A 14,078-nucleotide genomic window follows, 5' to 3' on the forward strand; every position below is an offset into this window, starting at 1 on the left:
CTTGCGCACGGAAAAGGTGCCCTCCACCCAGCCGACGATCCTGTCCTCAACAACTGGATCTTCGCAGGTCGGACGGGCACCTCTTCTATTCGGGGTCACACTCCGTCAGCACCCCCGGCCCTCACGGTGAAACACCAAGGCTGGACGGTGTACTTCCAGACGCCGGACGCGGACGCCACGGCGAAGGCGGCCGAGCAGGCGCACGGCTCGGTGCGGCTGCGGCCCATGGATGTGATGGACCTGGGCCGTATGGCGATCCTCGCCGACAAGGCGGGCGCGCCCTTCGGTCTCTGGCAGCCCGGCACCAACAAGGGCCTCGACCTGGTCCAGGAGCCCGGCTCGCTGTGCTGGCTGGAGCTGTACACCACGGACGTACCGGCCGCGGCGGGCTTCTACAACGCCGCGCTCGGTATGGAGACCTTCTCCCTCGACTTCTACGGCGGCACCTACACGACGTTCAGCCCCGCCGCGCAGGGGGAGGACGCCATGTTCGGCGGGGTGGTCGACAAGGCCGACGACCCGGCGGAGGCGGAAAGCCCCGCGTACTGGCTGCCGTACTTCGAGGTCGGCGACACGGACGCGACGGTCGCCAGGGCGCAGGAGCTGGGCGGCACGGTCCGGATGCCCGCCACGGATCTGCCGGACGTCGGCCGCATCGCCAAGCTCACCGACCCCTACGGCGCCCGCTTCGCGGTGATCAAGAGCGCGCCGGCACGGAGCTGAGGGACCGCGCCGGGGGTTCGGGCTACGCGGACGCGCGCCGTACCAGTGTGGTCGGCAGCACCACGCTGGACGGCGTGCCGCCGATCCCCTGCTCGGCGGCGTCGCGCTCCAGCGCCCGCAGCAGCAGCCGGGCCATCAACCGGCCCATCTCCTCTATGTCCTGACGGATCGTCGTGAGCGGCGGTTCGGTCTGCTCCGCGACCGGCAGCATGTCGTCGAACCCGACCACCGCGACATCGTCGGGCACCCGCCGCCCGGCCTCCCTCAGCACCCGCAGGGCGCCCGCGGCGGTGAGGTCGTTGGCGGCGAAGACGGCGTCCAGGTCCGGGCAGCGTTCGAGCAGTTCACGCATCGCCCGTTCTCCTCCGGCGGGGGTGAAGTCGCCCTCGACGATCAGCCGCGGATCGGCGTCGACCATGACGTCCCGGTAGCCGTCGAGCCGGTCCACGGCGGACGTCTGGTCGAGGGCACCGGCGATGTGCGCGATGCGGGTGCGGCCGAGGCCGGCGAGATGCCGTACGGCGTCCCGGGCGCCGCCGCGATTGTCCACGTCGACGTACACGACGCCCCGCTGGTCGCCGCTCCAGCCGGGCCGTCCGCCGAACACCGTGGGCACTCCGGCGCGCTGGATCAGTCCGGGCAGCGGGTCGTCGAGGTGCAGCGAGAAGACGAGCGCTCCGTCGACATGCCCGCCGGCGAGGTAGCGGCCGACGCGGGCGTGGTCGTCCCGGCCCTCGGTGAGCAGCAGCACCAGCTGGTTGTCGTGGGCGGTCAACTCCTTGCTGATGCCGCGGAGTTGCAGTGCGAAGAACGGGTCGGCGAAGACGCGGCTCTCCGGTTCGGCGACGACGACGGCGATGGCGTCATGGCGCCTGGTCACCAGGCTGCGGGCGGCCTGGTTGGGCACGTACCCGAGCTCCTCCACCGCCTGGCGCACCCGCTCGACGAGCGGCTCCCGCACCCCGTCCCCGCCGTTGACCACCCGCGACACGGTGGCCCGCGAGACCCCGGCCCGTGCGGCCACGGCTTCCAGGGTGGGACGCGGGGCGGTATCGGTCACTGCGCGGCTCCTCGTCGACGGTTGCCGATCAGGATAGTCCTTGAGGGAACCGGAGGTGAGAGCGCTCTCGCGACCGTTGCGCCATCTCCACGGAGGGAACGGCACTCTGTGTCCCGGCGCTGCTCCGCCCGGCGGGGTCCTCATTCGGCGCCCGCGTCACGCCAGCAGATCCACCCGCCGCCCCACGCCTTCCCGCTCCGCCGCCCGATACGCCGCCCAGCTCAGCGCCAGGTCCTGCCAGGGCAGCCCGACCGGCGCATACACAGTGCGGCCCTCGGCGCTCACGCGCCCCGGACGATCGCCCCGCAGCACGTCCCCCAGCGTGGCGTCGGCGGCTGTCGCCGGGAGCCCGGCCGCCGCCAAGGCCCCCATTGCGGCGGCGAGTTCACGGTCGTCCACGACCAGCAGCGCGGCTTCCAGCAGATCGGCGGACAGTTCCTGCTTGCCGGGTTCGTCCGCTCCCAGGCTCGTGAAGTGCTGGCCCTCCCGGGTGTCCGACAGCCTCAGCAGCGGCTCGCGGGCCCATGTGGCCAGCAGTACGGTGTCGGCGCTCGCCGCGACCTCCTTCGCCGAGGCCGCCGCCCGACCGTCGTGCCGCGCGGCGAACGCGGCGCCCCGCTCGATGTCCGTGTCATGGACGACGAGTTCGCGATACGTCCGCAGCTGCGTCAGCCCCCGCACCATCAGCTCGGCCTGGGCCCCCGCGCCGATCACCCCGAGGACGTCCCCCGGGCCGGCCAGCACATGCGTGCCCAACGCCGCCGCCAGCCCCGTACGCCACGCCGTCACCGTGGCCGAGTCCAGCAGCGCCAGCAGTTCCCCGTCCCGCCCGCTGTGCAGACAGATCACCCCGCGCAACGCGGGCCGCGCGCCGGGGAACTTGGCGTTGACCTTCACCGTGTACGCCTCGATGCCCGGCAGCACGCCGGGGATCAGCGCGGTGGCGGTGCCGGGGAAGGGCAGATCGGTCCGCACTCGTCGCCCCGCCACCGCGGCGTCCCGCGCCCGCACGAACCCGTCCCGCAGCAGCTCCAGGCAGGCCTTCGGGGTCAGTACCGCTTCCAGGTCACTTCGCGTCAGGACAAGGGTCACGCGTCCATGATCCGTCAGTGTTCGTGCGCGGTGCCCGAGGACGGCTCATGACCGTGCTCGTGCGGGTCGTACCCAGGGATGGTCCCGTCCGCCTTCTTCACCAGGAACAGGCCCACCATGCCCATGTCGGAGTGACTCTGCACATGGCAGTGGTACATCCACGCGCCCGCCCCCACCCCCTCCCCCGCGATCACCTGGAAGCCGAAGGAGTCCGCCGGGCCCACGATCTTGTTGTCGATGACCTGGCTCGGGTCGTCGGGGCCGGTCAGCATGCCCGTGCGGTTGTCAGCCCAGCGGTGACCGTGCAGGTGAAAGGTGTGGTAGTACTCGCCGTGCGTGATCATCACGAACTCGACGCGATCGCCCACCGTGGCCTCGAAGTCGGGGCCGCTGTGCGCGGGCTTGTTGTTGATCAGCATGTCGTTGAAGACGATCGTATGGGTCGCGTCCGGCAGGATGTCGCCCTTGCGCCGCACGATCACCGGCCCGTACAGGCCCTTGCGGATGCCGCCGGTACCGTGCACGGTGCCGACCACATGGTCGTGGTAGTGCCAGTAACCGGCGCTGCCCGCCCGCCAGGTGCCGTCCCCCCGGCGACCGGGGGCATGGGTGCGCCAGGTGTAGGTGCGGGTGCCGCCGGGCTCGACGTCGCTCTTGTTCAGCTTGGTGCCGTCGCTGGTGATCTCGTAGTCGAGGCCGTGCACATGCAGGCTCACCGGGACGTCCATCGTGTTCTCGAACTCGATGTGCAGGGTGTCGCCCTCGTTGAGCTCGATCAGCGGGCCCGGGACCGTCGCCCTGCCCTTCTCCAGGCCGTAGCCCATCTGCCCGTCGGCGAGCTTCTCGGCGTACAGCTTGATGTGTCTGACCTCGCCGCCGGCCGGGGCGGTCCGCGCCGGCGTGTCGGCGCCCAGGGCCTGGGGTACCGACGCCAGCGACAACGATGTCGCGACGGTCGCGCCACCCAGCAGCACGCGCCGGTTGAAGCTGCGTCGGTCGAAGCCACGTCTGTCGAGGCTGTGTCTGTCCATGCCGAACTCCCCACGGCGGTACGGAAATTACGGGGATGAACCGGTGAGACGGTACCGGCCACTCTCTCGTTTATCCACACTCAGGACAAAGTTCGTCCCGGTCCGGTCATAGGTATTGGCGAGTCGTTCAAAGCGGTCTAGCTTCCTTGTCGCTGTTGCTGTGACCGTGGAGGTGCCCATGCACTTACGAGGGTTGAGCACGACAAGACAGACCTGGGTGGCCACTGTGACCGCCGGGATCGTCGCCGCCGGACTGATGTCGGCTCCGGCGGCCGACGCGCGCCCGGCCCCGGAACCACCCCTGACAACGATGTCCATCAAGTCGCCACCGGGCGGCGCGAATGTACGGGTGCTCATCTTCTACGGGTCCGCGGCCGCCGGCGACGAGTCGCCCGTGGTGAACGCCGGCATCGAGGCGATCGAGAAGATCGGCCTGTCGGGCCCGGCCGACCAGCGCTTCAGGACCGAGGTCACGAACGACGCCTCGGTGTTCACCAATGAGACCAGACTGGGCCGTTACAACTCCGTCGTGTTCCTCACCGGCGGCGGCGACATCCTGGACCCCGAGCAGGAGGCGGGCCTGGAGGCCTATATGGAGGCGGGCGGCGGTTTCGTCGGCATCCATGACGCGGCCCGCGCGGAGCCCTACTCGGACTGGTTCACCGGCCTTGTCGGCGCCCGCCCCGCGGCCGGCGGACCGACGACGGCGCAGCGAGCCGTCGTGGAGGTCGGCGACCGTCGACACCCGGCCACCAAGGAGCTGCCGCTTCAGTGGAAACGGCCGGACAAGTGGCTGAACTGGGCGAAGAACCCGTCGGGTGCGGTGCATACCGTCGCCCGGGTACGGGAGTCCAGCTACCAGCCGGGCAGCGGCGCCAACGGCTGGGACCATCCCGTGAGTTGGTGCCGTGACTACGACGGCGGCCGCTCCTTCTACACCGGCATGGGCGGCACGGTGTCGTCGTACGACGAGACCGACTTCCGTGCGCATCTGCGCGGCGCCCTGCTGTGGACCACCCGGCTTGTGCAGGCCGACTGCAAGGCCACCATCACCGGCAACTACAAGGCCGAGCGCCTCACCCAGCCCAACCAGCCGGGCCAGAACGACCAGATCGGCGAACCGCACGGGCTGGTCACGGCCCCCGACGGGCGGGTGCTCTACATCGGCCGGGGCGGTGCCGACTCCTCCCAGCCGGTGATCACCGACTGGAACAACCCGGACATCGGCAAGGGCAAGGGTGAGATCCACGTCTACGACCCGAGGACCAGGAAGGTCACTCTGGCCGGGGCGCTCACGGTCTTCGGCAACAAGGGCGGTGGGGACGAGCTGATCAAGGTCGAGGAGGGGCTCCTCGGCATCGAGCTCGATCCGCGCTTCGAGGAGAACGGCTGGGTGTATCTGCACTACACCCCGCACTCGCAGGTCAACCGTGACACGAGGACGGCCGAGCGGCGCGTCTCCCGCTTCACGCTCGACCTGGCCACGAACAGGCTGGACCTGGGCAGCGAGAAGGTGCTGCTCAAGTGGCCCGTGCAGGTCCACAGTTGCTGCCACGCGGGCGGCGGGATGTCCTGGGACTCCAAGGGCAACCTGTACATCGCGACCGGCGACAACAACTCCAGCCGCTTCAGCGACGGTTACTCGGGCAACAACCCCGAGCCGAACTACAAGGGCGTCTCCTTCGCCGACGCGCGCCGCACCGCCGGCAACACCAACAACCTCAACGGCAAGATCCTGCGCATCCACCCGGAGCCGGACGGCACGTACACGCTCCCGGACGGGAACCTGTTCACCGGCAGGGAGACCGACGAGGGCGGCGGCAAGACGCGCGGCGAGATCTATGTGATGGGCGTCCGGAACCCGGCGCGCATCTTCGTCGACCAGCAGACGGACATCCTGTACGCGGGCTGGGTCGGCCCGGACGCGGGCGCGCCCTCGACGACCTGGGGTCCGGCCAAGTACGACACCTTCGCCGTCATCACCAAGGCGAGCAACCGGGGCTGGCCGTACTGCATGGGCAACAAGCAGCCCTACCGCGACCGCAATCTGCCGGACCCGAGCAAGCCGCTGGGCTGGTACGACTGCGACCACCCGAAGAACGAGTCGCCGAACAACGACGGTCTGGTCAACCTTCCGCCGGTCACCGGCAACAACATCTGGTACTCGCCCCAGGGCGGCGCCCCGGACTTCCCGCGCGACGCGAACGGCGTGCCGTCGTACAAGCAGGAGGAGTCCACCTACCAGCTGCCGTGGCTCAAGGGCGGCGGGCAGGCCGCGATGAACGGGCCGGTCTACCGGTACGACGCGGCGAGCACCAGCGGGACCAAGTGGCCGGCCTACTGGGACGGCAAGTGGTTCGTCGGTGACTTCTACGACGCCGACCAGCCGCGCAACGCGGTGCTCACCGACCCGAAGACGCACGGGGAGGGCGGTCTGCCGGTCCACTCGGAGTCGCTGAAGAAGATCGTGCCGATCGGCAACGACGGCATCAAGAACCTCATGGACTGGAAGTTCGGTCCGGACGGCGCGCTGTATGTGCTCGACTACGGCCGGGGCTTCTTCACCTCGGACGCCAAGTCGGCGCTGTGGCGGGTCACTTACACGGGCGGCGGACCCACTCCGGCCACCGATCAGCTGGCGAGGGGGGCGCAGTGACACGGCAACGAGGAATGTGGGCAGCCCTGTTGGCGGCACTGCTCGTGGTGCTCGGACTGCAGGCGTTGCCCGCGACCGGACAGCCACAGGCCCCGGAAGCCGCCGCCGCACAGGTCCTGACCTGGACCGCCGGCGACGACATCACGAAGTACGGCTCGGCGCCCACGACCGCGGTGGCGGGCGCCACGACGATCGTCTTCGAGAACAGCACGGCCACCGGTAACACCACCGGGATGCCGCACACGTTGACCTTCGACACCTCCGACCCCGAGTTCAACAACGACGTCCAGCTCAACATCCTCGCCAACCCCAACGACGACCAGGGCGGCCGCCACACCGCCGAGGTCACCCTCACCCCCGGCCGTTACCGCTACTACTGCACGATTCCCGGCCACGGGCAGATGCAGGGCATCCTGGTGGTCACCGAGGGCAGCGGCGAGGACACCACCGCACCCGAGGCGTCGGCGCACGTCAGCGGGACGCAGAACTCCCAGGGGCAGTACGTCGGTTCGGCGAGCGTCGCGCTTCACGCCACCGACAACGAGGGCGGCTCCGGGGTCGACCGCGTCGAGTACGCGCTCGGCGACGCGGGCGCCTGGACGCCGTACACCACCCCGGTCGTCGTCGACCAGGTCGGCGATCACAAGATCCGCTACCGCGCCTTCGACAAGGCGGGGAACGTCTCGGCGGAGAAGAGCGTGACCTTCACGGTGGTCGCGCCGCCGACCGACGACACGACAGCGCCGGAGACCTCGGCGACCGTCAGCGGCGAGCAGAATCCCGACGGCGCGTACATCGACATGGCGACCGTCACGATCTCCGCCTCCGACACCGGTTCCGGCGTCAACACCATCGAGTACGCGCTAGGCGACGGCTCCTGGCAGCCGTACACCGCTCCGGTGATGGTGCACGAGGTCGGCAGCCATACGGTGCGCTACCGGGCCACCGACAAGGCGGGCAATGTCGCCGCCGAGAAGGACGTGCGGTTCACGGTCGTGGCGGCGCCCCAGCCGGACACGACCCCGCCGGTGACCGGTGTGACCGTCGAGGGCACGAAGAACTCGTCCGGGGCGTACGTCGGCAACGCCAAGGTCACCGTCACGGCGACCGACGAGCACCACGGCTCGGGCGTCGACCGGATCGAGTACTCGATCGACGGCGGCCCGTACCTGGTGTACACCGCCCCGGTCGTCGTCGACCGCGCGGGTACCCACACCCTCGGCTACCGGGCGACGGACAAGGCGGGCAACACCTCCGCCGCCCGCACGGTGACCTTCACGGTGGTCTCGAGCCAGGTCCCGGCCCCCAACTGCCCTGAGTTCGACGAGCGGTTGACGGTGATCGTCGGGGCGATCGACTCTGGCGTCCCGAACCGGCTCACCAACAGCCGGTGCCGGATCAACGAGTTGATCGAGGACGAGAAGGAGTGGACGTCCCAGGCGCTGTTCCTCAAGCATGTGACAACGGTCCTGGACCAGCTGCTCAAGGACGGGGTCGTCGACCAGCGCGAGTACAACGCCATCCGCAAGGCCGCCCGGCAGTCCGGGATCGGCAAGCCCGGCCAGACCGAGGGCTACCGCACGATCCTCGACGGCAGCGCGGCGTCGTTCGCCAAGTGGCAGCAGGTGGGCGGTGGTTCGTTCGCGCCGAACGGCGACGGGTCGATCACGTCCGGGACGACGAAGGCCGGCCTTGGCATGCTGTGGTTCCCCGAGCGGAAGTACGGCGACTTCTCGCTCAGGCTCCAGTGGCGTGACGACGCTCCGGGCACCGGCAACGCCAACTCCGGTGTGTTCGTGCGCTTCCCATGGGTGCACGAACACCCCGAGGAGTCGCGGCCGGAGTGGGTCGCCATCAAGTACGGGCACGAGGTGCAGGTGCTCGACCGGCCCGACGGCGACATGTACAAGACGGGCTCGGTCTACGGCTTCGACCGGGTGGGGCTCGCCGGTGCCGGCGTCACCCAGAAGGGGACCTGGAACGACTACGAGATCCGTGTGGTCGACCAGCACTACTCGGTCTACCGCAACGGCGTGCTGATCAACGAGTTCGACAACATCGGCGGCCAGGACTTCGTCCCGCCCCGCTCGGACGACCCGGGCACGGACGGCCGGCGGTTCGCCTCCGGTTACATCGGGCTCCAGGTGCACGGCACGACGGATGTGGTCTCGTACCGGGACATCCGGATCAAGGAGCTGTAGGTTCCGAGGGAGGCGCCTCCGACGGGGGTGCCTCCTTCTTCGGCGCCGCCTTCTTCGACGCGGTCTTCGTCGGCACCGCCTTCTTCGCCCGGCTCGGTTGCACCCGCTTCGGCTCGCCCGGCATCTTCGGGTACTCGGGCGGGTACGGCAGATCGCCGAGCCCGTGATCACGCTCGTCCTTGTTGGCGAGCTCCAGCAGCGCTTCGATCGAGAAGCGGTGGTCGTCCATGTCCGCGTGCACATCGCCGAGTTCGGCGAAGCGCGCGGGCATGGTCGCGATGTCGAAGTCCTGGGGATGGGCCACGCCGACCTCGTCCCAGCGCAGGGGGGCGGAGACCGGGGCGTGCGGGCGGGGCCGTACGGAATAGGCCGAGGCGATGGTCCGGTCCCGGGCCGTCTGGTTGTAGTCGACGAAGATGCGCTCGCCTCGCTCCTCCTTCCACCACTTGATCGTCACGTGGTCCGGCATACGGCGCTCCAGCTCACGTCCGATCGCGATGGCGGCGCGCCGGACCTGGGTGAAGGTCCAGCGCGGCTCGATCGGCACGAAGACGTGCAGTCCCCGGCCGCCGGAGGTCTTCGGCCAGCCGCGCAGACCGCCGAACTCGTCGAGGACGGCGCGCAGTTCATGGGCGGCGCGGACGGCGTCGTCGAAGTCGGTGCCTGGCTGTGGGTCCAGGTCGATGCGCAGTTCGTCGGGGCTGTCGACGTCGTCGCGGCGGACCGGCCAGGGGTGGAAGGTGAGCGTGCCGTACTGGGCGGCCCACACGACGGCGGCCTCCTCCGTGGGGCACATCTCGTCGGCGCTGCGGCCGCTGGGGAAGGTGATGTGTGCGGTGGGGATCCAGTCGGGCATGCTCTTGGGCGCCCGCTTCTGGTAGAACCACTCCCCGGTCACGCCGTCCGGATAGCGCTCCAGGGTGGTGGGGCGATCGCGCAGGGCACGCAGGATGCCGGGCCCGACGGCGATGTAGTACTGGGCGAGGTCCAGCTTGGTGAATCCGCGCTCCGGAAAGAAGATCTTCCCCGGGTTGGACAGCCGCACGGTCCGCCCGCCCGCCGCCAACTCCACCGCTTCACCCATGCGAGCCACGGTAAGTGCACGGCGCCTGCCTCGCACACCGGGCGGCGGCAGCCTTGTGCGAGCAGAATCGGGGCATGGACCTTCCGGTGATGCCGCCCGTCAAGCCGATGCTCGCCAAGTCGGTGGCGAAGATTCCGCCGGGCATGCAGTACGAGGCGAAGTGGGACGGGTTTCGGGCGATCGTGTTCCGTGATGGGGACGAGGTCGAGTTGGGGAGTCGTACCGGTAAGCCGTTGACCAGGTACTTTCCCGAGCTGGTGGCGGGGCTCAAGGAGCGGTTGCCCGAGCGGTGTGTGCTGGACGGGGAGATCGTCATCGCGCGGGAGGGGCGACTGGACTTCGACGCGCTGACCGAGCGCATCCACCCGGCCGACTCACGGGTGCGGATGCTGGCCGAGAAGACACCGGCGTCGTTCGTGGCCTTCGACCTGCTGGCGCTGGCCGACGAGTCGCTGCTGCAGACCCCGCTGGCGGATCGGCGGGCGATGCTCACCATGGCGTTGTCCGGGGTGACGGCTCCCGTGCATGTGGCGCCGGCGACGACCGACATCGACACGGCGCAGGGGTGGTTCGAGCAGTACGAGGGGGCCGGGCTGGACGGTGTGATCGCCAAGCCGCTGACCCTGCGCTACCTCCAGAACGAGCGCGCCATGTTCAAGATCAAGCACGAGCGGACGGCGGACGTCGTCGTCGCGGGCTACCGACTGCACAAGAGCGGGCCGGTTGTGGGCTCCCTGCTGCTGGGTCTCCACGACGATCGCGGCGCCCTTCAGCATGTGGGCGTGTCGGCCGCCTTCTCGATGAAGCGGCGCGCGGAGCTGGTGGAGGAGTTGGAGCCGCTGCGCATGGAGGACGTCGTGGGACATCCGTGGGCGGCCTGGTCCGACGAGGCGGCGCACGAGTCGGCGCGGCTGCCGGGCGCGCCTAGCCGCTGGTCGGGCAAGAAGGATCTGTCCTGGGTGCCGCTCAGGCCGGAGCGGGTGGCCGAGGTGGCGTACGACCACATGGAGAACGGCGCGCGCTTCCGGCACACGGCCCGCTTCCGCCGCTGGCGCCCGGACCGCACCCCCGAGAGCTGCACCTACGCGCAGTTGGAGGAGCCGGTGCGCTACGACCTGGCGGAGATCTTCGCGCCGCAGGCCTGAGCCGACCGCAGGCCTGAGCGGATCAGGGCTTCGCCCGGCTCAGGGCCTCATCAGCACCTTCACCGCGCCGTCCTGCTTCTGCTGGAACATCTCGTAGGCGTGCGGGGCGTCGCTCAGCGGCACCCGGTGCGTGGCGAAGTCGTCGACACCGAGCGGATCGTCGTCCGTCAGATACGGCAGGATGTCGTCGGTCCAGCGGCGCACATTGGCCTGGCCCATCCGGATCTGGATCTGCTTGTCGAACAGCGTGAGCAGCGGGATCGGGTCCGCCGTGCCGCCGTACACGCCGGACAGCGAGATGGTGCCGCCGCGCCGCACCAGGTCGATCGCGGTGTAGAGGGCGGCCAGCCGGTCGACGCTGAAGCGCTCGGCGAGCGGGGCGCCCAGCTTGCGGGGCAGCATTGAAGAGGCCTGCTGGGCGAGCCGGGCCGCGGCGCTGCCGTGGGCCTCGGTGCCGACCGCGTCGATGACGGCGTCGGGGCCGCGGCCGTCGGTCTGGTCGCGGATGGCGGCGACGAGTTCCTTCTCGTCGTCGAAGCTCCTCAGGTCGAACGTCTCGACCCCCCGCCCCCGCGCCCGTCGCAGCCGCTCGGGCACCAGGTCCACGCCGAACACCCGCCCGGCGCCCGTCACCTGGGCGACGCGGCAGGCCATGTCACCGATGGGTCCGAGGCCGAGTACGGCGACGCTGCCACCCTGCGGGACCTCGGCGTAGCGGACCGCCTGCCAGGCGGTGGGCAGCACGTCGGAGAGGTAGACGAACCGGTCGTCGGACGGCCCTTCCGGGACCTTGATCGGCCCGTACTGCGCCTGCGGCACGCGCAGATACTCGGCCTGGGCGCCCGGCACCGCGCCGTACAGGCGGGTGTAGCCGAACAGGGCAGCGCCCATGCCCTCGCCGGTGATCTGAGTGGTCTCGCACTGGGTCGGCAGTCCGGTCAGACACATCCAGCAGTTGCCGCAGGCGATCTGGAACGGCACCACGACCCGGTCCCCCGCCTGCAGGTCCGGCACCGCGGCGCCGACCTCCTCGACGATGCCCATCGGTTCGTGGCCGAGGATGTCCCCCGGCGTCATGAACGGGGTGAGCACCTCGTAAAGGTGCAGGTCGGAGCCGCACAGGCCGGAGGACGTGATACGGATGACCGCGTCCGTCGGCTCCTGGATCTGCGGATCGGGCACGTTCTCCACCCGCACGTCCCGCTTGCCCTGCCAGGTCACTGCCCTCATCGTCCGCGCTCCCTCCGCTCGCATCCACATGCGCTCGTACGGTGGCCGCCCGGGTACCCGTGGCTCCCCCGGGCGAACCGCCGCGACGGGCGGGCCGGGGTACGCCACGGAGCCGGCGGTCGGCGTACACGGGGAGCCGGCGGTCGGCGTATGGGCCGACCGGCTGTCCGCGCCAGGGCCGATCGGCGGATTCCCGAGGACCGCTGCGACCTTTCGGGTAGTCCATCAATGAACAGATAAGCGCACAATTGATGACATGAACTGGGCGGGTGGGCTACGGGTGAAGACGGTGAGCAGACAACCAGCGGCGCGCTCAAGCCGCGTCACGACCATCACGGGGCTGCTGGCCGCCGCACTGGCGGCCTCCCTGGCCGCCGGCTGCACGACCTCCGACGGCCCGCGCGACGACGGCCGGGGCCAGGGGCAGACGTCGGCGCCGAGTGACGGCGACAGCCGGGCGAATGACCTCGCGGCGCTCGCCGTGAAGATCGACAACGCCCGCTCGGCCCGGCCCCACACGGGCCTGAACGAGGCGGACATCGTGTACGTCGAGCAGGTCGAGGGCGGCCTGAGCCGTCTGATGGCGGTGTACGCGCAGAAGCTGCCGAAGGCCGTCGGACCGGTGCGCAGCGCCCGCGAGAGCGACCTCGAGCTGCTAGGCCAGTTCGACCGGCCGGTGCTCGCCTTCTCCGGGGCGCAGCGCAAGCTGCTGCCGCAGATCGACAAGGCCCCGTTGCAGGCGGAGCCGCCCGGCAAGGCGACCGACGCGTACTTCCGGGGGGCGGGCCGGCCCTCCCCGCACAACCTCTATCTGCGGCCCCACCGGCTGATGGCCAAGGCACCGGGTACGTCCGTCCTGACGACCGGCTTCCGCTTCGGCACCGCCCCGGCGGGCGGCAAGGCCCTGGCCTCGCAGACGGTGCGCTACTCGGCGGCCCGGTACACCTTCACCTGGTCCAGGAGCCAGGACCGCTGGCTGGTCGCCATGGACGGCAAGGCCGCAAGGACGACGGACGGCAAGCGGGTCATGGCCGGCACGGTCGTCGTGCAGTACGTGAAGGTGCGCAGGTCCGACTACCACGACACCCTCGGCCACTTCACGCCGTACACCGAGACGGTGGGCTCCGGGAAGGCCCGGGTGCTGCGCGACGGGCTCGCCTACGACGTCAAGTGGAAGCGTCCGAAGGCCAAGGGCGGCACGACGTTCACGACGAAGGACGGCAAGCGGATGAACTTCCAGCACGGTCAGGTGTGGGTGGTGTTCGCCAACGCGTCCTGAGCCTCGTCGGTGCCGTTCTGAGCGTCACCGCACGAGCCCTGAGCCTCGCGAGACTCGCCCCGCGTCAGGGGGGCGGGCCACGGGATCAGGGCTGCGCGACGAAAGGTTCCGCCGGATTGCGCAGCCCCTCGGCCGCGTCGGCGACCCGCCGGATCAGATCGAAGAAGAGCGTCTGCTCCTCGGCGGAGAGCGGAGCCAGGAAGACCTGGTTCATCCGTGCCGTGCGCACGGTCAGCTTCTTGTGGGTGCGCAGCCCCTCGTCCGTGAGGCGCAGCAGGAAGCGGCGGCCGTCCTGGGGGTCGCGGACCTTGTCGAGCAGCCCCCGACGCCCGAGCCGGCTGATCACCTCGGCGATGGTGGACCGGTCGAGCCCCACCCGCTCCCCCACCGTCCGCTGGTCCAGGCCAGGCTCGGCGACGAGCGTGTTGAGGACGGCGAACTGGGGCGAGGTGATCTCCTCGGAGACCATCGTGTTCCACAGCAGGTAGTGCGCCTGCTGGAGCCGCCGGGCCAGATGCCCGGGGTGGGTGGTGAGGTCCACGGCGGCCATCCGCACTCCTCTGGATCGTTTTCGGCT

General features: G+C 70.1%; 10 protein-coding genes and 1 pseudogene. 5 read left to right on the plus strand and 6 right to left on the minus strand.

All coding sequences use genetic code 11. The annotated features are described in order from the left end of the window. Positions 1-141 precede the first annotated feature (141 nt). Positions 142-723 (plus strand): annotated as a pseudogene (locus ACZ7NC_RS03365) (VOC family protein); the annotation flags it as partial. 22 nt (positions 724-745) lie between these two features. Here the strand turns inward: ACZ7NC_RS03365 and ACZ7NC_RS03370 are convergent. The 3 genes from ACZ7NC_RS03370 to ACZ7NC_RS03380 form a co-directional block, all read right to left on the minus strand. Beyond that, positions 746-1,783 (minus strand): LacI family DNA-binding transcriptional regulator, encoded by a 1,038-nt coding sequence (locus ACZ7NC_RS03370; protein WP_471484490.1) that lies wholly within the window; start codon positions 1,781-1,783, stop codon positions 746-748. Positions 1,784-1,939: 156 nt separating this feature from the next. After that, positions 1,940-2,875: an ornithine cyclodeaminase family protein gene (locus ACZ7NC_RS03375; protein WP_471484491.1), complete on the minus strand. Its 936-nt coding sequence runs from the start codon at positions 2,873-2,875 to the stop codon at positions 1,940-1,942. 14 nt (positions 2,876-2,889) lie between these two features. Beyond that, the gene (locus tag ACZ7NC_RS03380) at positions 2,890-3,906 is read right to left on the minus strand and encodes a multicopper oxidase domain-containing protein (RefSeq protein WP_471484492.1); all 1,017 of its coding nucleotides are present in this window, start codon (positions 3,904-3,906) and stop codon (positions 2,890-2,892) included. A gap of 178 nt (positions 3,907-4,084) precedes the next feature. Here ACZ7NC_RS03380 and ACZ7NC_RS03385 point away from each other — a divergent pair, with 178 nt between their 5' ends. After that, positions 4,085-6,562, plus strand: a complete 2,478-nt coding sequence (locus ACZ7NC_RS03385) for a ThuA domain-containing protein (protein WP_471484494.1) — start codon at positions 4,085-4,087, stop codon at positions 6,560-6,562. 14 nt (positions 6,563-6,576) lie between these two features. Next, positions 6,577-8,763: an OmpL47-type beta-barrel domain-containing protein gene (locus tag ACZ7NC_RS03390; protein WP_471484902.1), complete on the plus strand. Its 2,187-nt coding sequence runs from the start codon at positions 6,577-6,579 to the stop codon at positions 8,761-8,763. Here ACZ7NC_RS03390 and ligD read toward each other — a convergent pair. After that, on the minus strand, positions 8,750-9,847 hold the full coding sequence (gene ligD / locus ACZ7NC_RS03395) for a non-homologous end-joining DNA ligase (protein WP_471484495.1): 1,098 nt from the start codon (positions 9,845-9,847) through the stop codon (positions 8,750-8,752). The two genes, ACZ7NC_RS03390 and ligD, sit on opposite strands and share 14 nt — an antisense overlap. A 74-nt stretch (positions 9,848-9,921) precedes the next feature. On the opposite strand from ligD, the gene ACZ7NC_RS03400 reads away from it, so the two are divergent. Further along, entirely contained in the window at positions 9,922-10,992 is a 1,071-nt protein-coding gene (locus tag ACZ7NC_RS03400; RefSeq protein ID WP_471484497.1) for an ATP-dependent DNA ligase, read from the plus strand. 39 nt (positions 10,993-11,031) lie between these two features. Here the strand turns inward: ACZ7NC_RS03400 and ACZ7NC_RS03405 are convergent, their stop codons facing one another. Next, positions 11,032-12,222, minus strand: coding sequence for a zinc-dependent alcohol dehydrogenase (locus ACZ7NC_RS03405; protein ID WP_471484499.1), 1,191 nt, complete (start codon positions 12,220-12,222; stop codon positions 11,032-11,034). Positions 12,223-12,478: 256 nt separating this feature from the next. Between ACZ7NC_RS03405 and ACZ7NC_RS03410 the strand changes: the two genes are divergently transcribed. After that, on the plus strand, positions 12,479-13,501 hold the full coding sequence (locus ACZ7NC_RS03410) for a DUF3048 domain-containing protein (protein ID WP_471484500.1): 1,023 nt from the start codon (positions 12,479-12,481) through the stop codon (positions 13,499-13,501). An 85-nt stretch (positions 13,502-13,586) separates the two neighbouring features. Here ACZ7NC_RS03410 and ACZ7NC_RS03415 read toward each other — a convergent pair whose 3' ends face one another. Then, entirely contained in the window at positions 13,587-14,051 is a 465-nt protein-coding gene (locus tag ACZ7NC_RS03415; RefSeq protein WP_471484502.1) for a MarR family winged helix-turn-helix transcriptional regulator, read from the minus strand. Positions 14,052-14,078 lie beyond the last annotated feature (27 nt).

It is taken from the genome of Streptomyces sp. NPDC111802 (assembly GCF_055634335.1).